The sequence below is a fragment of the Aeromonas sanarellii genome (assembly GCF_000820085.1).
Taxonomy (GTDB): domain Bacteria; phylum Pseudomonadota; class Gammaproteobacteria; order Enterobacterales; family Aeromonadaceae; genus Aeromonas; species Aeromonas sanarellii.
Genome location: NZ_CDBN01000066.1, coordinates 38,815 through 58,077 on the forward strand (window position 1 = coordinate 38,815; position 19,263 = coordinate 58,077).

Here is a 19,263-nt window from a genome sequence, read left to right on the forward strand (position 1 = left end):
CATGGCGTTCGGTGCCATGCAAAGGAGAGGGGCGCTCAGCGTCCTTCCACCTGGCGAGCGGCAGGACTCCCGTGGCAGGTTCGCAGGTATTGATAGGGGGTCAGGCCGAACTCCTCCTTGAAGCGCGCGGCAAAGCGGCCGGGGGAGTCGTAACCGCAGGCGAGGGCGGTCTGAAGCGGATTGAACCCCTGTTGCAGCAGGGTGAGGGCATGACCCAGGCGCACCTGGGTCAGCACCTGGCGAAAGCTGCGCCCCTCGGCGGCCAGCTTGCGGACCAGGGAGGCGCGGCTCATGGCGAAGTGGGTCGCCACCGTCTCCAGCCGGTGATCGAGACCAGGCTCCACGCTGAGGTAGCGGGCCAGCCGCTCCCCCAGGGTCATGGTGGTGGCGGGAAAGAGCAGGCCAAGGCCCCCCGCCTCCCTGAGCTCGCCATAAAACCCGTGCAGCAGCCGGGTCTGGGCCGTCTCGCAGAGCTGCCGGTCCGCCATGGTGGTGACGAGATCGAAGCAGAAGGCGAGGGCCGGATTCACCCTGATGGCAGGTGGCTTGAGGAGATCGAGGGCGCTCTCTGTCAGCCACTCGGCCGGTGGCGGGGCCAGCAGGGTGAGCGCCTGGGAGCGAAACGTGCCCTGCTCCGGCTGGTTGATGAAGGTGAGCCGGTGACCCGCCGGGATCAGCAGCCAGCTCTCCTTGTCAAACGACAGGCGTTGCTCCCGCCACCACAGCTGCTTGCGGCCCTGCTGCACCCAGATGAGGGTCGGCGCGTAGATGAGCACCCGGCGCAGGGGCTGCTGGCGGATCCCGAAGTAGTGATTCAGTTGCAGCAGGGGCGTGCTCATCCGGCGGGCTCCTAGGGGGTGGTGAAGGTGGCGGTCAGGGTGGCCTTGCCAAGGGCCTGGCTGTTGAGCATGTAGCCTACCATGGCGGGCGGGGTGTTGGCCTTCACCTCCAGCGCCCCGGGCAGGGCCCAGGCGGTGAACTGGTAGCGGTGCATGCCGTGACCCGCGGGTGGGCAGGGGCCGCCATAACCCTGGGTGCCGTAGTCGGTGCCAAGCTCCAGCCCCTGTTTGAGCTTGCCGGAGGCGTTGCTCGGCAACTCGTGCTGGCTGGCCGGCAGGTTCACCACCAGCCAGTGCCACCAGCCGCTGCCGGTGGGAGCGTCCGGATCATAGGCGGTGATGGCGATGCGCTGGGTGCCGGCGGGCAGGTTCTGCCAGCTCAGCTGGGGCGAGCGGTTCTCGCCGCTGCAGCCAAAGCCGTTGAAGCTGAAGACCTTGTCCATGGGTTCACCCTCGCGGATGTCGGTACTCTTCAGGGTCATGGCGCCGGCGGGCAGGGCGGCCAGGCAGAACAGGGGCAGCAGGGGGGTGATGGGGGATCTCATGGTGTGCACTCCTTGTGTGAATAAGGAGTTCACTCTAAGGGGGCCGGCTCAAAACAGAGTGCCCCTATGGCTCAAATCATGCCTTGGAAGCGGTTTTTGTGAGTCGTTCGGTGCTTTTTCAAAGGGCATAAAAAAACCGGCATCCAGGGATGCCGGTTTTTATGCGAGGAGCGCTGCTTAGCGCAGGATCATCTCGTCACGGCCCGGGCCGACGGAGACCATGGGCACCGGCACGCCCAGCAGGGCTTCGATGCGCAGCACGTAGTCCTGGGCCGCCTTGGGCAGCTCGTCGAAGGTGCGGCAGCCGCTGATGTCTTCGCTCCAGCTCTCCATCTTCTCGTAGACGGGGGTGAGGGCGGCGGTCTGCGGCCAGATCGGGTTCTCGGTGTGAGCCCCTTCGTAGGCCACGCAGATCTTCAGATCCGGCAGACCGGTCAGGCAGTCCAGTTTGGTCAGGGCCACTTCGGTGGCGGCCTGCAGCTCGACGCCGTTCTTGGTGGCGACGGCATCGAAGTAGCCCACGTCACGGGGACGGCCTGTGGTGGCGCCGAACTCGTTGGTGATCTTGCGGAACTCGTCCTGGTTCTCCATGGCGGTCAGCAGGGTGCCGGTACCGACGGAGGAGCTGAATGCCTTGGCCACGGCGATGACGCGCTCCGGGCGCAGGCCCGGCAGACCGCCACCGATGCCGGCGTAGGCGCCGGAGACGTGGGAGGAAGTGACCCAGGGGTACTCGCCGTAGATGAGATCACGGCCGGCGCCCAGCTGGGCTTCGAACAGCAGGGTCTTGCCTTCGGCCTGCAGCGCCTTGAGGGGCATGCTGACGTTGCAGACGGCGTCGATCCAGGGAGCGGACACTTCCAGCAGCCAGTCGGCCATCTCCTGGGCAGTCTGGGTGAATGTGAAGTCGGGATAGAGAGCCTTCATCTGTGGCAGCTTCCAGTCCAGCATGAACTGGATGCGCTCGACCAGCACGTCCGGCTGTTTCAGCCAGCCCACCAGGATCGCCTTTTTCATGACCCGATCACCGTAAGCCGGGGCAATGCCCTGACGGGTGGAGCCGTAGGCGCCGTCACCCAGGCGCTGCTCTTCCAGGGTGTCTTCCAGCGCGTGCAGCGGCAGGCAGAGGGTGGCACGGTCAGAGATGGCGAGCTTGGGAATGACGCCGGAGGCCTTGACCTCTTCCAGCTCGACGGTGAGCTTCTCGGGGCTGATCACCATGCCGGGGCCCAGCACCACCAGGCAATCCGGGTTGAAGACGCCGCTCGGCACCTGGTGCAGCTTGAAGGTGCCCAGATCGTTGACCACGGTGTGGCCGGCGTTGTTGCCGCCCTGGAAACGAATGCTGGCGCCAGCCTGGCCTGCCAGATAATCGACGATGCGGCCCTTGCCCTCATCACCCCAGTTAGCACCTACGACTACGATAGACGACATGACTCTTTCTCCTAAGACGTTAGGCGTTCATCCTAGGAGCCCCGTGAGGATTAGAAAAATTAATTATCTTTATAATTCCGATAAGAGAGTCATATAATTACGGTGCAATTATCGACAACGCGCTCCCTTCCGCGGTGCCCGTGCCCCGGCGGCGCTGGCCCTGCCACCGACCCCGGGAGAAGAGGACCCCCATGCTGGACATTCACTGGCTGCACACCTTCGTCACCCTGGCCCGGTTGCAGCACTTCGGCCAGACGGCCACCGAACTGCACATGACGCAACCCAATGTGAGCCTGCACCTCAAGAACCTGGAGCAGGCGACCCGGGTCAAGCTGGTGGAGCGCAGCCCGTTCCGCCTGACCCAGGCGGGGGAGCGGCTGCTGCAAAGCGCCGAGCGCGCCATCAACGAGCTGCAGCTCTGCCAGTCCGATCTCAATGCCCTGAGCCAGTTGAGCCAGGGGACGCTCGCCATCGCCGCCAGCGACATCATCTCGCGCCTGCTGCTGATCCAGCCGTTCCAGCGCTTCAAGCAGGCCTTCCCCGGCATCGACCTCACCCTGTTCAACACCACCTCGGATCAGGCGGCGGATCTGGTGCGGGCGGGCAAGGCGGATCTGGGCTTCGTGATGGCGCAAAAGCGCAGCGAACCGCTCTTCTATACCGAGTTGCAGCAGGTGACCTGGTGTGCCCTGGGGCATGGCCTGGCCCGCTGGCAGGCGCGGGCCAGCTCGGGGGAGAGCGATCCTCTGGACGAGCCGACCCTGATCCTGCTGGGGCACGACACCCGGACCCGGGCGCTGATCGACCCCTCATTGCCCCTGCTCGGTCTGCCGAGCTGCCGCATCATGGAGGTGGGGAGCGTGGATGCCCAGCTCGACTGGGCCGAGGCGGGCTTTGGCGTCGCCATAGTGCCGGATTTCTCCCTCCACCCTCGCCTCAAGCTGACCGCCCCCGTGACCCGGCTCACCGACTTTCCCGGCACCAGCCTGGGGTATGTGGTGCGCCAGAATCAGGTGCTGTCGCGGGCCATCAAGCAGTTGCTGCACTGGGTGGAGGAGGAGATCCAGAGCCCGGCGCTGCTGCCGGCCGCCAAGGCCTGAGCCAGACCCGCTGCCACCGCTGAAACGAAGAGAGGCCACCCTGGGGTGGCCTCTCGTGTGTTCGGTGCCCGTCACTGGGCGGGCGTCTCCTTCCCCTCGGCGGCGCCGTCTGGTCGGGAGGCTGCGGGGTCGGCCTGGTCGCTCGCCTGCGCCGCAGACGGGGTGGGGCTGATGGGGACGGGCAGCGCGTCAGGCGTCATCACGGCGCTCCCCTGGGAGGGGAGATAGGTCAGTGCCGGGGCCGTCCCCGTGGGCGCTGCCGCCGAGCTGGCCGGCAGGGTGGCTCCGGAAGGCTGTTCCGGCTGGGTGTCTGCCCCTTCCAGCGGTGTGGCCGCGCTGGTGGGGGCCGGGAGCCCGGTGGGCTGGGCGCCCGACGCCGCCTCGGCCCCCGACGCCGTGAGGCTGTCCGGTGGCAGGACCGGCGTTGGCGCGGCATCCAGCATGCCTGGGTGGAGCGGGGCCAGATCTCCCGCCTGCATCCCCTCCCAGGTGAGGGTGGTGAGGGCCGGGTGCAGGCGAGTGAACTGCTTGAGGCGCTCGCTCAGCACGTCGCGCAGGGTGCGTACCTCGGTCTCGGGCAGGCTGGCCTGCGCCACCAGCTCGGCGGTGACGGCGAAGGTATTGACGCCGCTGGTCTGCCCCGGATAGAGGTTGGCGCCGATGCGGCTGCGCTCATAGTAGGGATACTGCTCGAGCAGCCTGTCTATCTGCTCCCCCTCGATGGGGATGAGGCGGGCCTTGCAGCGACCGGTGAGATCGCCGATGCCCTGGTTGGGGTGACCGGCGACCACGAAGGCGGCATCCAGGGTGTCGTTGCAGAGCCCCTCCAGCCGGTTGCCCGGGGATGCCACCGCTGGCAGGGTGAAGTCGGTGGCCTGCCAGCCCATGGCATCGAGCAGTGCCCGGCTGGTGATCCTGTCCCCCGAGTTGGGGGCGCCGAGGTCGACCCGTTTGCCCTTGATGTCCGCCAGGGTGGTGATGTTGCTGGTGGCGCTGGCGAGCAGGGTCAGGGACTCCTTGTGGAGTCGCAGCAGGCTGCGCAGTTGATCCCAGGAGGGCTGGCCCGAGAAGGAACCGCTGCCGTGGACCGCGTGGTGGAGCACATCGGACTGCACCAGGGCCAGCTGGATGTCCCCCTTGGCGAGCGCCGCCAGGTTGGCGAGGGAGCCCGAGGTGCTCTGCACCGTGCAGTGCACGCCGTGGCGGGCGCTCTCCTCGTTCAGCAGGCGGCAGATGGCGCCTCCCGTGGGGTAGTAGACACCGTTGAGCGCCCCCGTGCCTATGGTCACATAGGCGGGGGCGGCCAGGAGGGGCTGGGCCAGCATGGTCGCCAGCCAGGGCAGGGCGAAGCGCGACAGGCGCAGCAGGGAAGACAGGGCGAATGGGCGCATAGTGAACCGGAACCGTGGCTGAAAAAAGGATGAGCCAGGCTCATCCCGTCATGAATCTCATCTTATCTGCATCGGATGGGAAGCTGAATGGCTTTCACCATTTCAGGTCCGGGGGCGGCGAAACGGCCGCCACCCCTTGCCATCAGCGGCGCGCCTGGAGGATGGCCTTCTCCATGCGCGACAGGGCTTCGGTCAGCCGCGCCCGGGTGCAGCCGAAGTTGAGGCGCACGAACTGGCCATCGCCAAACTGGGCGCCGGGGGAGAGGCCCACACCGGCCTGCTCGAAGAAGGCGATGGGGTCATCCAGGCCGAGGGCCCTCACGTCGACCCAGGCGAGGTAGGTGGCTTGATGGCGTGCCAGCTTGATGCCGGGCCAGCGGGCCACCGCCTGCTCGATCAGCGCCAGGTTGCCCCTCAGATAGTCGAGCTGCTCGGTGAGCCATTGTTCGCCCCCCTCGTAGGCCGCCTCGGCCGCCACGAAACCCAGCAGGTTGACGTCGGCGCTGATGCCGCGCATCGCCTGCTGCAGCTTGAGGCGCAGGCGGGCGTTGGGGACCACGGCGAAGGAGCAGCACAGACCCGCGATGTTGAAGGTCTTGCTCGGCGCCATCATGACGGCGCTGCGCTCGGCCGCCGCCGGGCTCAGGGCGCCATAGGGGATGTGGCGGGCGTCCTTGTCCAGCAACAGGTCGCAGTGGATCTCGTCTGAGCAGATCACCAGGTTGTGGCGCTCGGCGATGGCGTCGATGGCGAGCAGCTCCTCGCGAGTGAAGACGGTACCGCCCGGGTTGTGGGGGTTGCACAGCAGCAGCAGATCCGCGCTGGGCGCCTGGCGCTCCAGTTCTTCCAGATCCAGCACCCAGCGACCGGCCTCTTCCACCATGGGCACGGTGAGCAGGGGGCGGTCGTTGAAGCCCGGCGCCTGCAGGAAGGGATAGTAGACCGGCTTGGGGGTGATGATGCCACGACCGTGCTGGCTCCAGGCCCGGCAGGCGAGGTTCAGCCCCGGCACCACGCCGGGCAGGAAGACGAGCCACTCGGTCTGGATGGTCCAGCCATAGCGCTGCTGCATGCGGGTCTTGATGAGTTCGATCAGCCGGGGAGAGGGGCGGGAATAGCCGAAGATGCCGTGGGCGACCCGTTTCGTGAGCGCCTCGAGAATGGCGGGGGGGGAGACGAAGTCGGTGTCTGCCACCCACATGGGCAGCACATCCTGGCCCTTGTACTTGTCCCATTTCAGGCTCATGGTGCCGCTGCGATCTATTTCCCGATCAAAATCAAACATGTTAAATCCTTGTACTGGCGCTGGATGGGCTTCCAATGTACGGACTTGGACGCGCCCTCGCAACCCTTGAGGTGGCTGTTGATAATGGCATAAAATAACCGCCGTCATAGCCGTGCCCGCCCGTTTCTGGCTCCCTTTTCGCGTCCGTATCTAGGTGTCTCCATGAGTTTGCTGAGTGCTGCCCGCAAGAGGCCGGATCCCGTCTCTCTCTCGTTTCTCGCCGTGACCTTCATGACCGGGGTGGCGGTGGCGCTTCAGGTGCCCACCCTGAGCCTGTTCCTGGCCGAAGAGGTGCAGGTGCGCCCCTTCCTGGTGGGGCTCTTCTATACCGTCAACGCGGTGATCGGCATCCTCATCAGCCAGTGGCTCGGCCACCGATCCGACAGCAAGGGGGATCGCAAGCAGCTGATCCTGCGCTGCTGCTTCGCCGGTATAGTGCTCTCCCTGCTGTTCGCCTGGAATCGCCAGTACTGGCTGCTGGTGAGCCTCGGCGTGGTGCTGGCGAGCCTGACCGCCACCGCCAGCCCCCAGCTGTTCGCCCTGGCGCGGGAATACGCCGACAGCCGCAACAAGCGGGCCGACATGTTCAGCTCGGTGCTGCGGGCCCAGTTCTCCCTGGCCTGGGTGATAGGGCCGCCGGCCGCCTTCGCGCTCGCCATCGGCTACGGCTTCGAGGTGATGTACCTCGCCTCGGCCTTCGCCTATCTGGTCTGCGCCTTCGTGGTCTGGCGCTGGCTGCCCTCCCTGCCGCTGCCCGCATCGGGAGGAGGCCAGGAGCGGGTCAGCAGCTGGCGGATGCCCTCGGTGCGGGCGCTGTTCATCGCCTCCACCCTGATGTGGACCTGCAACAGCATGTATCTCATCAACATGCCGCTCTACATCACCCGCGAGCTGGGACTGGAGGAGAAGCTGGCCGGGATCCTCATGGGCACGGCGGCAGCCCTCGAGATCCCCTTCATGCTGCTGGCGGGCTACTACACCCGGCGCTTCGGCAAGCGGCCCATGATGCTGCTGGCGGTGCTGGCCGGGGTGGGCTTCTACCTGGGGCTGGTGACACTGTCGAGCCAGACGGCGCTCATCGCGCTGCAACTGCTCAATGCCATCTTCATCGGCATCGTCGCCGGCATCGGCATGTCCTACTTCCAGGATCTGATGCCGGGCCGCGCCGGGGTGGCGACCACCCTGTTCGCCAACAGCATCCGCACCGGCTCCATCATGGCGGGGGCCATCGCGGGGACGGTGGCGGAGATCTGGAGTTTCCACGGGGTCTTTATGGTGGCCACCGCATTGGCGCTGGCGGCGCTGGCCGCCTGCTGGCGGGTGCCCAACGTCTAGGGCCTGATCCGCCCTGAGGAGGGCGTGGGAGGGCTTACTTGCCGTTGTCGCCCTGGTACTCGTTGCGCAGGCATCGCAGCAGCAGCTCGGCCGCCGGGCCCAGGGCATCGACGGAGGGGGTGAGCAGGTAGGTGTAGAGGTAGCGCTCGCTGCCGCCGGCCAGATCGAGCCGCACCAGGGCACCGCCGTCGAGCTCCTCCTGCACCAGGTGGCGGGGTACCCAGGCGTAACCGAGGCCGAGGCGCACCATGCTGAGCACCTCGTGATAGTGGGTTGCCTTCCAGCCGGTGTCGTCCGCATCGTTCCAGTCCACCGAGCGGTGGATGGGGGGATGCAGGCTGATCTGGTTGTGGCTGGCGAGCTGCTCGGCGGTGACGGGCTCCTCCTGCCCGGCGAGGGGATGGGTCGCCGCGCACAGGGGCAGCAGACAGACCTCGTCCAGGGGCAGGCCGGTGCGATCCTGGGGCAGGTGCTCCGAGAGCATCAGATCCCCGGGTTGCAGCGCATTGAAGTGGCAGTGGATCCGCTCGTGCAGGTTGATGCGGCAGCCCCGGCTGCGGGGGTGGAAGTGGGCCAGCGCCCGGTAGAGCCGCTCCCGCGGCTGCAACACCGACACATAGAGGTTGATCTGCGGCTCCCACTGGCGCTCCAGGTTGTTGGCCAGGTTCTCCAGCTCCTCCACCTGCTGGCTGAGCTGGCGGGCCCGCTTGAGGAAGATCTCCCCCGCCGGCGTCAGCACCGCCTTGCGTCCCCGCACCTCCAGCAGGGCCAGCCCCAGGCTCTGCTGCAGCTTGGCGACCGCATGATTGAGGGAGGATTGGCTCTTGTTCAGCGCCTCGGCGGCCTGGGCATAACCGCCACAGTCCACCACGGCCTGAAAGATCCGCCATTGCTCAAACGTGCTCTTGGGACGAAACATAGTGCAACCTGTCAGGGGACCGATGGGATTCAACAGGGCGCGGGTAGCACCCCTCTTCAATGTAATCCTGTCTGATCGGTTTGTTGGGTTATTTGGGCTGGGCCACGAAGGTCTTGCCGCTCTGGCCCCGGCTGTCCCGTCCCATCAGATAGAGATAGAGCGGCATCAGGTCGGCCGGTGTCTTCAGGGACTGGGGATCTTCCGCCGGGAAGGCGCTGGCCCGCATCCTGGTGCGGGTGCCGCCCGGGTTCAGGGTGTTGACCCGCACAGTGGTATTCTCCAGCTCGTCTGCCAGCACCTCCATCATCCCCTCGATGGCGAACTTGGAGATGGCGTAGGTGCCCCAGTAGGCGCGCCCCTTGCGGCCCACGCTGGAGGAGGTGTAGACGATGGACGCCTCGCCGTGCTCCTTCGCGGTCTGGCGAATGAGGGGCAGCAGCGCCTGGGTCAGCAGGAATTCCGACTTGACGTTGACCTGCATCACCTCGTCCCACTCCTGCTCCTGGATGTGCTCGAACGGCGACAGGGTACCGAGCAGCCCGGCGTTGAACAGCACGCCGTCGAGGCGGCCGAACTGCTGGGCGAAGGTCTCGGCCATGCCAAGGTAGTGGCTCTTGGTCGCCCCTTTCAGATCCACCGGCACTATGGCGGGCAGGGGGTGGCCGGCGGCCTCGATCTGGTCGTAGACCGCCTCCAGCTTGGCGCTGGTGCGCCCGAGCAGGATCACGGTGGCGCCGTGGGCCGCGTAGGTGAGCGCCGTTTCGCGGCCGATGCCGTCACCGGCGCCCGTCACCAGAATGACCTTGTCCTTGAGCAGCGTCCGGGGGGCCTGATAGTCGAGCATGTGGACTCCTGTTAACAATGCGTGGCGGCTGGCGCGACGGAATATAGAGGAGGCAAGTGTACTGATCCGGCCCGGCGGTTGACCAGTATGAGACGGCAAAAATGTGAAGAAAACAGGGCGCTAGCGCGGATCGCCTCCCCTGGTGCCAGGGCCATGGCAGAGTTTTTGCACCCCGGAGCCAAACTCCTTACTATGTGAAAAAACCGGACATAGAGCGGAGCATCAAGTGGCATTTTTGACCGAATACGGCCTGTTTCTGGCCAAGACCCTCACCTTCCTGCTGGCCATAGGCGCCGTCATCCTGATGGTGGCGAGCAGCCGCCAGCCGAAGGCGCGCAAGGGGGAGCTGGTGGTGACCGATCTCTCCGGCGAGCTGGAGCAGGGGCGTCACCAGCTGCAATCGGCTCTGGCTGGCAAGGCCGAGCGCAAGCTGATGGAGAAGGCGCGCAAGGCCGAGCACAAGGCCCGCGCCAGGAGCGAGGATGAGCGCAGTCGGCTGTTCGTCATCGACTTCCACGGCAGCATGGACGCCAGAGAGGTGGCCTCCCTGCGGGAAGAGGTGAGCGCGGTGATCGGCGTCGCCCGGCCAGGCGACGAGGTGCTGCTGCGTCTCGAGTCCGGCGGGGGCGTGGTGCACGGCTATGGCCTGGCTGCCTCCCAGTTGCAGCGGCTGCGGGACAAGGACATCACCCTCACCGTGGCCATCGACAAGGTGGCGGCGAGCGGCGGCTACATGATGGCCTGCGTCGCGGACAAGATCCTGGCGGCCCCGTTCGCCATCGTCGGCTCCATCGGGGTGATCGCCCAGTTGCCGAACTTCAACAAGCTCCTGAAAAAGCACGATATCGAGTTCGAGATGCACACCGCTGGCCAGTACAAGCGCACCATCACCATGTTCGGCGAGAACGATGATCAGGGCCGGGAGAAGTTTCGCGAGGAGCTGGGCGCCATCCACGAGCGCTTCAAGGCGTTCGTGGCCGAGCACAGACCGGCGCTCGACATCGACGCCGTCACCACGGGCGAGCACTGGCTGGCGAGCCAGGCCAAGCAGCTCGGCCTGGTGGATGCGCTCTGCACCAGCGACGACTACCTGCTGGCCCAGGCCAGCCATCACAAGGTGGTCGGCATTCGCTACAGCAAGCCCAGGAGCCTGACCCAGAAGCTGGGCCGCCAGGCCGCCCTGGGGCTGGAGGGGGCGCTCGGCCGCCTGTGGCAGCAGAGCCCCTGGCGCTGAGGCGCCTTAACAGTGTGTGAAAAAAGAGAGCCGGGCATTTGCCCGGCTCTCTGTTGATGCGGATGTCGCGGCTTCGCTGCGAGCCTGTGCTCAGCGCTGGAACGGATAGACGGAGCCGAGTTTCAGGATCTGGGTCAGTTCGTCCAGGGCGGAGCGGGTCTCCAGCACCAGGGAGGGGTCGCGCAGATCGTCCAGGGTCAGGCTGTCGCGGTAGTGGCGATCCACCCAGTTGTCGAGGCGGGCAAACTGGGCATCGTTGATGAGGCAGGCCGGGTTGACCGCGGCGAGCTCGGTGTCGTTCATGGCCACCCGCAGCCGCAGACAGGCGGGGCCGCCACCGTTCTTCATGCTCTGCTTCACGTCCATGTAGTGCACCCCCTTGATCGGGGTGCCCAGGGTCACCAGCCTGGCCAGATAGGCCGACACCGCCGGGTTGTCGCGACACTCGGTGGGGGCGATGATCGCCATCTCGCCGGACGGCAGGGTCAGGATCTGGGTGTTGAACAGATAGGACTTCACCGCATCCTGCACCGACACCTCGCTGGTGGGGACCTCGATGAAGTGCAGATCACCCTCGCCGAACTTGGTGCGCACCTCGGCCAGGGCCGCCTCGGTATGGAGGAAGGCCTGCTGGTGGAAGAAGAGCACGTTCTGGTTGCCCACCGCGATCACGTCGTTGTGGAACACCCCTTGATCGATCACGTCCGGGTTCTGCTGGATAAAGACGGCGCTCTCATCCCCAAGGCCGTGCAGGCGGGCGATGGCCTGGCTGGCTTCCAGGGTCTGGCGGGCCGGGTAGCGTTTGGGCGCGGGCCGGGAGACGTCGAAGGCGCTGCGGCCATATACGAACAGCTCGACCCCGGCCTCGCCATAGGCGCGGCACAGCCGGGTGTGGTTGGCGGCGCCCTCGTCACCGAAGTGGTCGTTCTCCGGCAGATGCTGGTGGTGGCTGAAGTGACGATCGTTGTTGAAGACGGCGCGCAGGATGCGGCCGGTCACCTCGGGCTCGAGGGAGCGGTGGAACTTGTTGGTCAGGTTGGCGGGGGTGAAGTGGATGCGGCCATCCTGGGTATCGGCACTGGGGGAGACGGTGGCGGCGTTGGCGGTCCACATGCTGGAGGCCGAGTAGCAGGCGGCCAGCACGGCGGGCGCCTGCTTGGCGGCCTGGGCCAGGACGCTGGCATCGTTGCCGGTGAAGCCGAGGCGGCGCAGGGTCGCGAGATCCGGCCGCTCCTGGGGCGCCAGCACCCCCTGCACCATGCCGAGCTCGGTCAGCGCCTTCATCTTGCGCAACCCCTGCTTGGCCGCCTCCCTGGGATTGGACGCCTCCTTGGCGTTGTTCTGGGAGGCGACGTTGCCATAGGAGAGGCCGGCGTAGTTGTGGGTGGGGCCGACCAGGCCGTCGAAGTTGACCTCGAAGTGCTTCATGATGACATCCTTTCGATTTTTATATGGGGAGCGGTTCCTTCCGCACACAAAGCTGCGGCGTGTGGCCATTATAAAGAGATTTCATCCTTTGTAACAAGCTGATAACCAGAGTGGGTTTTTATGTCACAAGGGTGGCTGGATATGTCATTTCCAATCTAAAAAAGGGGGGGATATAGCATAAAAACAAAAAAGCGGTTGCTTACCGCGACCCGGCTTCGCATTAATAAATAAAGAAACGAGGCGGTTCGGGCTGTCGGGCAAATTGACCCGCAAGATTGCTTTTTCCCGTCAAATCTCTTATACAGCCCCACAAAACCGCACGCCAACCCCGTCGGGTGCAATGAGGATAATAGTTACAGCATGGGCAAATCACTGGTCATAGTGGAGTCTCCGGCCAAGGCCAAGACCATCAACAAATATTTGGGCAAGGACTACGTGGTGAAATCCAGCGTAGGCCATGTGCGCGATCTGCCGACCAGCGGCAGCGCCAGCAGCGAGCCCAAAAAACCTGTCATTCGCGGCATCAAGCTCAGCGAATCCGAGAAGGCGGCCAAGGATCGCAACGCCCTGTTCTCCAGGATGGGGATCAATCCGACCGCAGGCTGGCAGGCCAACTACCAGATTTTGCCCGGCAAGGAGAAGGTGGTCAGCGAGTTGCAAAGTCTGGCCGCCAAGGCCGACACCATCTATCTCGCAACCGACTTGGATAGAGAGGGGGAGGCGATCGCCTGGCACCTGCGCGAGATCATCGGTGGCGACGACAGCCGCTACAAGCGCGTGGTGTTCAACGAGATCACCAAGAGCGCCATCCAGGAGGCGTTTGCCCAGCCGTCCGAGCTGAACATCCACCGCGTCAACGCCCAGCAGGCCCGTCGTTTCCTCGACCGGGTGGTGGGTTACATGGTCTCGCCGCTGCTCTGGAAGAAGCTGGCCCGGGGTCTCTCCGCCGGTCGGGTGCAATCCGTCGCGGTGCGCCTCATCGTCGACAAGGAGCGCGAGATTAAGGCCTTCGTGCCGGTGGAGTTCTGGGATCTCAACGCCGATCTACTGACCGGCGACAAGAGCGAGCTGCGCATGGAGGTGGTCAGCCGCAACGGGGCCGACTTCAAGCCGGTGACCCAGGCCGAGACCTTCGCCGCCGTGGCGGCCCTGGAAGGGGTCGACTACAAGGTGGTGAGCCGGGAAGACAAGCCGACCGGCTCCAAGCCGTCCGCCCCCTTCATCACCTCCACCCTGCAACAGGCCGCCTCCACCCGCCTGAGCTTCGGGGTCAAGAAGACCATGATGATGGCCCAGCGCCTCTATGAAGCGGGTTACATCACCTACATGCGTACCGACTCCACCAACCTCAGCAAGGAGGCGGTGGACGCGGTGCGGGAATACATCGGCGAGCAGTATGGCGCCGCCTATCTGCCGTCCGAGCCGAACCTGTACGGTGCCAAGGCCAATGCCCAGGAGGCCCACGAGGCGATCCGCCCCTCCAGCGTCCAGGTGACCGCCGAGATGCTGGAAGGGATGGAGCCGGACGCCATGCGGCTCTATGACCTCATCTGGCGCCAGTTTGTCGCCTGCCAGATGACCCCGGCCCAGTACGACTCCTCCACCCTGACCGTCAAGGCGGGCGAGTTCGAGCTCAAGGCCCGCGGTCGCACCCTGCGCTTCGCCGGCTGGACCAAGGCGCTGCCGCCCATGGGCCGCAAGGGAGAAGACAGCCAGCTGCCGGCGGTGACCGTCGGCGAGGTGCTGAAACTGGTCAAGCTGGATCCGCGCCAGCACTTCACCAAGCCGCCCGCCCGCTTCACCGAAGCGGCCCTGGTGCGCGAGCTGGAGAAGCGCGGCATCGGCCGTCCGTCCACCTACGCCTCCATCATCTCCACCATAGTGGACCGCGGCTATGTGCGGGTCGAGAGCCGCCGCTTCTTCGCCGAGAAGATGGGGGAGATCGTCACCGACCGCCTGGTGGAGAACTTCGTCGAGCTGATGAACTACGAGTTCACCGCCAAGATGGAGGACAAGCTCGACGGCATCGCCGAGGGGAGCCTGGAGTGGAAGAAGGTGCTGGACGCCTTCTACGCCGAGTTCACCCAGGAGCTGGAGCAGGCCGACAAACCCCATGAGGAAGGCGGCATGCGCGCCAACCAGATGGTGCTGACCGACATCGACTGCCCGGACTGCGGCCGCAAGATGGGCATCCGTACCGCCACCACCGGCGTCTTCCTCGGCTGCTCCGGCTATGCCCTGCCGCCGAAGGAACGCTGCAAGAAGACCATCAACCTGGTATCTGCCGACGAGTTTGTCTCCGCCACCGACGGGGACGAGGCGGAAACTGACGCCCTGCGCGCCAAGCACCGCTGCGGCATCTGCGGTACCGCCATGGACGCCTACATCATCGACGACAGCCGCAAGCTCCACGTCTGCGGCCGCAACCCGGACTGCGACGGCTACGAGGTGGAGCAGGGCCAGTTCAAGCTCAAGGGCTACGAAGGGCCGAGCATAGAGTGCGATCGCTGCGGATCCGAGATGCAGCTCAAGAACGGGCGCTTTGGCAAGTACATGGGCTGCACCAACGAGAGCTGCAAGAACACCCGCAAGATCCTGAAAAACGGCGACATCGCGCCGCCGAAGGAGGATCCGGTGCCGCTGCCGGAGCTCAAGTGCACCCAGTCCGACGCCCACTTCGTGCTGCGGGACGGCGCGGCGGGTCTGTTCCTCGCCGCCAGCAACTTCCCCAAGTCACGTGAGACTCGTGCGCCTCTGGTTGAGGAGCTCAAGCGCTTCCGCGACCGCCTCTCCCCCAAGCACCAGTACCTAGCGGACGCCCCGGCGTCAGATCCTGACGGAAACGCCTCCGTGGTGCGCTTCAGCCGCAAGAGCAAGGAGCAGTACGTGATGACCGAGGTGAACGGCAAGGCGACCGGCTGGACGGCCCATTACGACAACGGAAAATGGCAGGAGAGCCTGCCCAAGGCGAAGAAATCCTGACCCGTTTCCGGTCACACAATGACGAAAGAGGCCCCTTGCGAGGGGCCTCTTCATTGGGAGATGGCGGTATACTGGAAGGGCTGCATGGATGGCAGTGCAAGACACGGAGGTTGTCATGGAGATACAGGATATCCGGCCGGGCATGACCTGCCTGACCCGGGAAGGGACGGCCTATGTGCTGGAGGTGGACAGGCAGAGTCTGCTGGTCTTGTTGCAACGGGAGGACGAAACCATCCCGGTGCAGGTGCGCAGCGATGACATCCTGGGGCCTCTGGTGGGCGACTAGCAACCCTGGGGGACTCCCGGCAGGGAGTCCCTAGAAGGGGAGCAGAAACAGCAGCTCGGCGAGATCGGGCTGCCACTGCCACTCCCGCATCCTGACCCGCCCGCCGATCACCGGCACCCCCTCCTCCTGCAATAGCCCCGCCTGCCTGTCGAACCCCGCCGATCCCTTTGGCAGCGATATGGTGCCCGCCGCCCCCAGCACCCGGTGCCAGGGCAGTGTCTTGTCGGTCTCCCGCAATACTTTTCCCACCAGGCGAGCCCGCCCGGGCAGGCCGGCGAGATCGGCGACCTGGCCATAGCTCACCACGCGACCGGCCGGGATCAGGGCCAGGATGGCCTCGATGCGGGCAACCTTGTCCAGAGGTGTCGATTCCGTTCTCATGAAGTTGACTCGTCAGAAACAACAGAAGCGCCATTGTGGCGCTTCCGTCATATGGCTTGCAATCCGTCAGCCGAAGGTCTGGCTCAGCCCCCTGAGCTCGCTGGCGCGCTTGAGCAGCTCCTGGCTGGAGTCGTCCACCGCCCGGATCTTCTGGCTGTTGGCGCGGGAGTATTCAGAGATCTGGTGGATGTTGCGGCTGATCTCCTCCACCACCACCTGCTGCTGCTCCGCGGCGGCGGCGATCTGGGTGGAGAACTCGGTCACCTGATCGATCTCCTCCAGCACCTGGTGCAGGTTGCCTGACCCCTGGCGGGTCATCTCGACGCACTCCCGGGTCTGGGCCAGATTGTCCTGCATCATGCCCTGCCAGCGCTCGAGGGTCTGCTGGATCTGGCGGATGCTGCCCTGGATCTGCTCGGTCGCCTTGTGGGTGCGGGTCGACAGGGTGCGCACCTCGTCCGCCACCACGGCGAAGCCGCGGCCCTGCTCCCCGGCCCGGGCCGCCTCGATGGCGGCGTTCAGCGCCAGCAGATTGGTCTGTTCGGCTATGCCCTGGATCTCCCCCATGACGCTGCCGATCCGCTCCGACTCGCTGGCGAGCTCCACCGCGGAGTGGAAGGCCTGCTCCGCCTGCCTGGCCAGTTGCGTCATCTGCTGCTGGGTCTGATCCAGCTGCATGACGGTGTTCTGGCAGCTGCTGCGCGCCTCCGTCACCTGGCCATTGGTGTCCTGGATGTTGCGGGCGATTTCGTGGGCCGTGCTGGCCATCTGGGTCATGGCGGTGGCCATCTGCTGGGTCTGGGCATCCTGTTCATTGATGTCGAGGAAAGCCCGGTGGGAAGAGTCCTGCAGGTCGGTCGCCAGGGCCTGCAGCGGGTTGGTGGCATCGTCGACCCGCCCCAGCACGGTGCGGATCCTGGCCTGCAGCATCTTGAGGTGGAAGTCGGCGATGGCGCCCGGGGCGTCACCGGAATAGACCAGCCGGGTCAGGCTGTCGTATTGCTGGCCGAGCTGCCTGAGATAGCGCGGCAGGGCGATGAGCTCGCGCCAGTAGGCGCCGGCGATGGCGATCGGGGGAAGCAGCATCAGCAGCACGGTGAGGGCCCCCTGGGTGAGGGCGGCCCAGCCCAGCAGCGCCAGCAGCGGCAAGCCCAGCAGCAGGGGGCGATAGGGGCGCAGGGAGGGGAGCTTGCGAGCCTCTCCCCGTTCGGCCTTGAGCAGGGCCTGGTAGGCCTGGGCGGCAGCCTGCTTGAGCCGGGGCTCGGGCTTGCAGCGCACCGACTGGTAGCCGCTTATCTTGCCGTTCTCGTAGATGGGGGTGACATAGGCGTCGACCCAGTAGTAGCGGCCATCCTTGCAACGGTTCTTGACCACGCCGCGCCAGGGGTTGCCCTCCTTGAGGCGATCCCAGAGATCGGCGAAGGCGGCCTTGGGCATGTCGGGGTGGCGCACCAGGTTGTGATTGTGACCGACCAGTTCATCGACCCGGTAGCCGGCGATCCGGCAGAAGGCGGGGTTGGCGTAGGTGATGACGCCGCGCAAGTCCGTGGTGGACACGAGTTGTACGTCGGCAGGAAACTCCACTTCGCTGTCCAGTGTCTGGACGTCTCTGCGGGCCATAGGGATAAGCTCCGATATTCATGCTGATTGTTATTGTGATTGAGCGGATGAAACGCTGACCTTGTGCCTGGCCGGTACCATCGTGGGCCCTATTCTGCCAATAAAGGCGGGTCAAAAGTAGGGCTTAGGTTGGGTTTTTGTTGTCAATGGGTAAAAAAACGGCGACCAGGAGGTCGCCGAAAAGAGAAAGATAACACTACCTCTGTGGCACCCGGTAACGCACCTGCAACTGGTCGAGGATCTGCAGCTGGCCGGGCAGGCGGGCCGCGAAGTGATCCCACGCCTTGCGGGCGGGGTCGCTCCAGGCCACCTCGGCCGTGGCCAGCAGGCGCGGGAACAACATGTAGTCGAGACGATCGCGAGAGGTGATCAGTTCCGACCACAAGGGGCTCAGCACCCCCAGGATGTTATCGTTGGCATGGAAATCGGCCGGGGCAGGATCGCAGGCATGGACCTGCTCGAGATTGAGGGTGCCCGCCCAGTAGAGCCCTGGTTCGTGGATGTCCTGGTTCCAGGCGAGATCCAGATAGAGGTGCTGGGCCGGCGCCATCACCACGGGATAGCCCGCCGCCGCCGCGTCCAGCCCGGCCTGGAAGCTGGTCCAGGCACAGATGGCGGCCTCCCGGCTCACCTTGTCCCCGTGCAGTATCTCCTCCCAGCCCAGCATCTGCTTGCCCCTGGCGGCCAGATAGTGCTGGCAGTGGCGCAGCAGGTGGCCCTGCAGCTCGCGGCAATCGGTGTAGCCCTGCTCTGTCATCAACTGTCGGCAGGCGGGGCTGTCGGTCCAGACGCCGGTCGGCACCTCGTCTCCCCCCATGTGCACCTGGGGCCCGGGGAAGAGCACGCACACCTCGTCCATCACCGTCTCCAGGAACTCATAGGTGCCTGGCAGCGCCGGGTTGAGCACGTTGTCGTCGAAATATTGCACCGAGAGGTAGCACGAGCGGTCGGCCTCTTCCCGCAGCAGTTCGGGCAGCGCCTTGATGGCGGCGTGGCAGTGCCCCGGGATGTCTATCTCCGGGATAATGGTGATGCCGAGCCCGGCGGCATAGGCCACCAGCTCGCGCACCTCGCTCTGGGTGTAGTAGCCGCCATAGGGGTCGGGGCCGCCGCTCAGCTGGGGATCGATCGCCAGCCCATGGCCGCGCCAGGCCGCCACCTCGGTGAGGCGGGGGAAGGCCTTGATCTCCAGGCGCCACCCCTCGTCGTCGGTCAGGTGCCAGTGGAAACGGTTGAACTTGTAGAGGCTCATCTGTCTGAGCAGGCGCTTGAGGGTGGCGATGGAGTGGAAGTGACGGGCACAGTCGAGGAAGATGCCGCGAAAACCGAAGCGCGGCGCATCCCTGATCTCGAGGCAGGGCAGGCTCTCGCCGTGCTGCAGATACCACTGGGCCAGGGTCACCAGACCGTGGCGCCAGCCCGCCTCGCCGGCGGCCCGGATGCGGATCTCCTCCGTGGTGATGGAGAGTTCATACCCTTCCTGAGGGAGCGGCGCCTCGACGAGGTGGATCTCCGCATCGTGATCCTGGGTCAGGGCCAGGCCCGTCAGCTCGTTGAAATGGGCGAGCAGGGGGGCGAGGGGGACGGGGCCGTCGACGTGGGCGCGCTCCGCCAGCCGGAAGTTGCCCTCGGTATAAATC

At 65.6% G+C, this 19,263-nt stretch carries 16 protein-coding genes; 5 read left to right on the forward strand and 11 right to left on the reverse strand.

From position 1 onward, the window contains the following. Positions 1-35: 35 nt before the first annotated feature. From BN1132_RS13050 to BN1132_RS13060, 3 genes are all read right to left on the reverse strand, one after another. Positions 36-839, reverse strand: a complete 804-nt coding sequence (locus tag BN1132_RS13050) for a helix-turn-helix transcriptional regulator (protein ID WP_042078112.1) — start codon at positions 837-839, stop codon at positions 36-38. Positions 840-850: 11 nt separating this feature from the next. Then, the gene (locus BN1132_RS13055; protein ID WP_042078114.1) at positions 851-1,384 is read right to left on the reverse strand and encodes a YbhB/YbcL family Raf kinase inhibitor-like protein; all 534 of its coding nucleotides are present in this window, start codon (positions 1,382-1,384) and stop codon (positions 851-853) included. A gap of 177 nt (positions 1,385-1,561) precedes the next feature. Further along, on the reverse strand, positions 1,562-2,818 hold the full coding sequence (locus BN1132_RS13060; protein ID WP_042078115.1) for an adenylosuccinate synthetase: 1,257 nt from the start codon (positions 2,816-2,818) through the stop codon (positions 1,562-1,564). A 191-nt stretch (positions 2,819-3,009) separates the two neighbouring features. Here BN1132_RS13060 and BN1132_RS13065 point away from each other — a divergent pair, with 191 nt between their 5' ends. Then, entirely contained in the window at positions 3,010-3,918 is a 909-nt protein-coding gene (locus tag BN1132_RS13065; RefSeq protein ID WP_042078116.1) for a LysR family transcriptional regulator, read from the forward strand. Positions 3,919-3,989: 71 nt separating this feature from the next. On the opposite strand, the gene BN1132_RS13070 is transcribed toward BN1132_RS13065, so the two are convergent. Further along, complete coding sequence (locus BN1132_RS13070; protein WP_042078118.1) at positions 3,990-5,309, reverse strand: TAXI family TRAP transporter solute-binding subunit; 1,320 nt, start codon at positions 5,307-5,309, stop codon at positions 3,990-3,992. A 142-nt stretch (positions 5,310-5,451) separates the two neighbouring features. After that, positions 5,452-6,594, reverse strand: coding sequence for a MalY/PatB family protein (locus tag BN1132_RS13075; protein ID WP_042078119.1), 1,143 nt, complete (start codon positions 6,592-6,594; stop codon positions 5,452-5,454). Positions 6,595-6,756: 162 nt separating this feature from the next. On the opposite strand from BN1132_RS13075, the gene BN1132_RS13080 reads away from it, so the two are divergent. Next, complete coding sequence (locus BN1132_RS13080) at positions 6,757-7,929, forward strand: MFS transporter (RefSeq protein ID WP_042078120.1); 1,173 nt, start codon at positions 6,757-6,759, stop codon at positions 7,927-7,929. A gap of 34 nt (positions 7,930-7,963) precedes the next feature. Here BN1132_RS13080 and BN1132_RS13085 read toward each other — a convergent pair whose 3' ends face one another. Both BN1132_RS13085 and BN1132_RS13090 read right to left on the reverse strand, forming a co-directional pair. After that, positions 7,964-8,848, reverse strand: a complete 885-nt coding sequence (locus tag BN1132_RS13085; protein WP_042078121.1) for a LysR family transcriptional regulator — start codon at positions 8,846-8,848, stop codon at positions 7,964-7,966. Between the two features lie 88 nt (positions 8,849-8,936). Then, positions 8,937-9,692: a YciK family oxidoreductase gene (locus BN1132_RS13090; protein ID WP_042078122.1), complete on the reverse strand. Its 756-nt coding sequence runs from the start codon at positions 9,690-9,692 to the stop codon at positions 8,937-8,939. A 226-nt stretch (positions 9,693-9,918) separates the two neighbouring features. On the opposite strand from BN1132_RS13090, the gene sohB reads away from it, so the two are divergent. Then, positions 9,919-10,926 (forward strand): protease SohB, encoded by a 1,008-nt coding sequence (gene sohB / locus BN1132_RS13095; protein WP_042078123.1) that lies wholly within the window; start codon positions 9,919-9,921, stop codon positions 10,924-10,926. 90 nt (positions 10,927-11,016) lie between these two features. Here the strand turns inward: sohB and astB are convergent, their stop codons facing one another. Further along, the gene (gene astB, locus BN1132_RS13100; protein ID WP_042078124.1) at positions 11,017-12,354 is read right to left on the reverse strand and encodes an N-succinylarginine dihydrolase; all 1,338 of its coding nucleotides are present in this window, start codon (positions 12,352-12,354) and stop codon (positions 11,017-11,019) included. 360 nt (positions 12,355-12,714) lie between these two features. Here astB and topA point away from each other — a divergent pair, with 360 nt between their 5' ends. Next, on the forward strand, positions 12,715-15,336 hold the full coding sequence (gene topA / locus BN1132_RS13105) for a type I DNA topoisomerase (protein ID WP_042078125.1): 2,622 nt from the start codon (positions 12,715-12,717) through the stop codon (positions 15,334-15,336). A gap of 115 nt (positions 15,337-15,451) precedes the next feature. Then, the gene (locus BN1132_RS20115; RefSeq protein WP_167335713.1) at positions 15,452-15,622 is read left to right on the forward strand and encodes a hypothetical protein; all 171 of its coding nucleotides are present in this window, start codon (positions 15,452-15,454) and stop codon (positions 15,620-15,622) included. Between the two features lie 30 nt (positions 15,623-15,652). Here BN1132_RS20115 and BN1132_RS13110 read toward each other — a convergent pair whose 3' ends face one another. The 3 genes from BN1132_RS13110 to BN1132_RS13120 all read right to left on the reverse strand — a co-directional run. Beyond that, positions 15,653-16,003, reverse strand: coding sequence for an MGMT family protein (locus BN1132_RS13110; RefSeq protein ID WP_042078126.1), 351 nt, complete (start codon positions 16,001-16,003; stop codon positions 15,653-15,655). Positions 16,004-16,069: 66 nt separating this feature from the next. Further along, positions 16,070-17,623, reverse strand: coding sequence for a methyl-accepting chemotaxis protein (locus BN1132_RS13115; RefSeq protein ID WP_042078128.1), 1,554 nt, complete (start codon positions 17,621-17,623; stop codon positions 16,070-16,072). Positions 17,624-17,819: 196 nt separating this feature from the next. Further along, positions 17,820-19,263 (reverse strand): beta-N-acetylhexosaminidase (locus BN1132_RS13120; protein ID WP_042078129.1); only part of this gene is annotated, 1,444 nt, incomplete at its 5' end.

Coding starts and splice junctions, on each gene's coding strand:
- BN1132_RS13085 (WP_042078121.1), bottom strand. CDS start 8,848: ATGTTTCGTCCCAAGAGCACGTTTGAGCAATGGCGGATCTTTCAGGCC.
- BN1132_RS13055 (WP_042078114.1), bottom strand. CDS start 1,384: ATGAGATCCCCCATCACCCCCCTGCTGCCCCTGTTCTGCCTGGCCGCC.
- astB (WP_042078124.1), bottom strand. CDS start 12,354: ATGAAGCACTTCGAGGTCAACTTCGACGGCCTGGTCGGCCCCACCCAC.
- BN1132_RS13090 (WP_042078122.1), bottom strand. CDS start 9,692: ATGCTCGACTATCAGGCCCCCCGGACGCTGCTCAAGGACAAGGTCATT.
- BN1132_RS13060 (WP_042078115.1), bottom strand. CDS start 2,818: ATGTCGTCTATCGTAGTCGTAGGTGCTAACTGGGGTGATGAGGGCAAG.
- BN1132_RS13110 (WP_042078126.1), bottom strand. CDS start 16,003: ATGAGAACGGAATCGACACCTCTGGACAAGGTTGCCCGCATCGAGGCC.
- BN1132_RS13115 (WP_042078128.1), bottom strand. CDS start 17,623: ATGGCCCGCAGAGACGTCCAGACACTGGACAGCGAAGTGGAGTTTCCT.
- BN1132_RS13065 (WP_042078116.1), top strand. CDS start 3,010: ATGCTGGACATTCACTGGCTGCACACCTTCGTCACCCTGGCCCGGTTG.
- BN1132_RS13050 (WP_042078112.1), bottom strand. CDS start 839: ATGAGCACGCCCCTGCTGCAACTGAATCACTACTTCGGGATCCGCCAG.
- BN1132_RS20115 (WP_167335713.1), top strand. CDS start 15,452: ATGGAGATACAGGATATCCGGCCGGGCATGACCTGCCTGACCCGGGAA.
- BN1132_RS13070 (WP_042078118.1), bottom strand. CDS start 5,309: ATGCGCCCATTCGCCCTGTCTTCCCTGCTGCGCCTGTCGCGCTTCGCC.
- BN1132_RS13080 (WP_042078120.1), top strand. CDS start 6,757: ATGAGTTTGCTGAGTGCTGCCCGCAAGAGGCCGGATCCCGTCTCTCTC.
- BN1132_RS13075 (WP_042078119.1), bottom strand. CDS start 6,594: ATGTTTGATTTTGATCGGGAAATAGATCGCAGCGGCACCATGAGCCTG.
- topA (WP_042078125.1), top strand. CDS start 12,715: ATGGGCAAATCACTGGTCATAGTGGAGTCTCCGGCCAAGGCCAAGACC.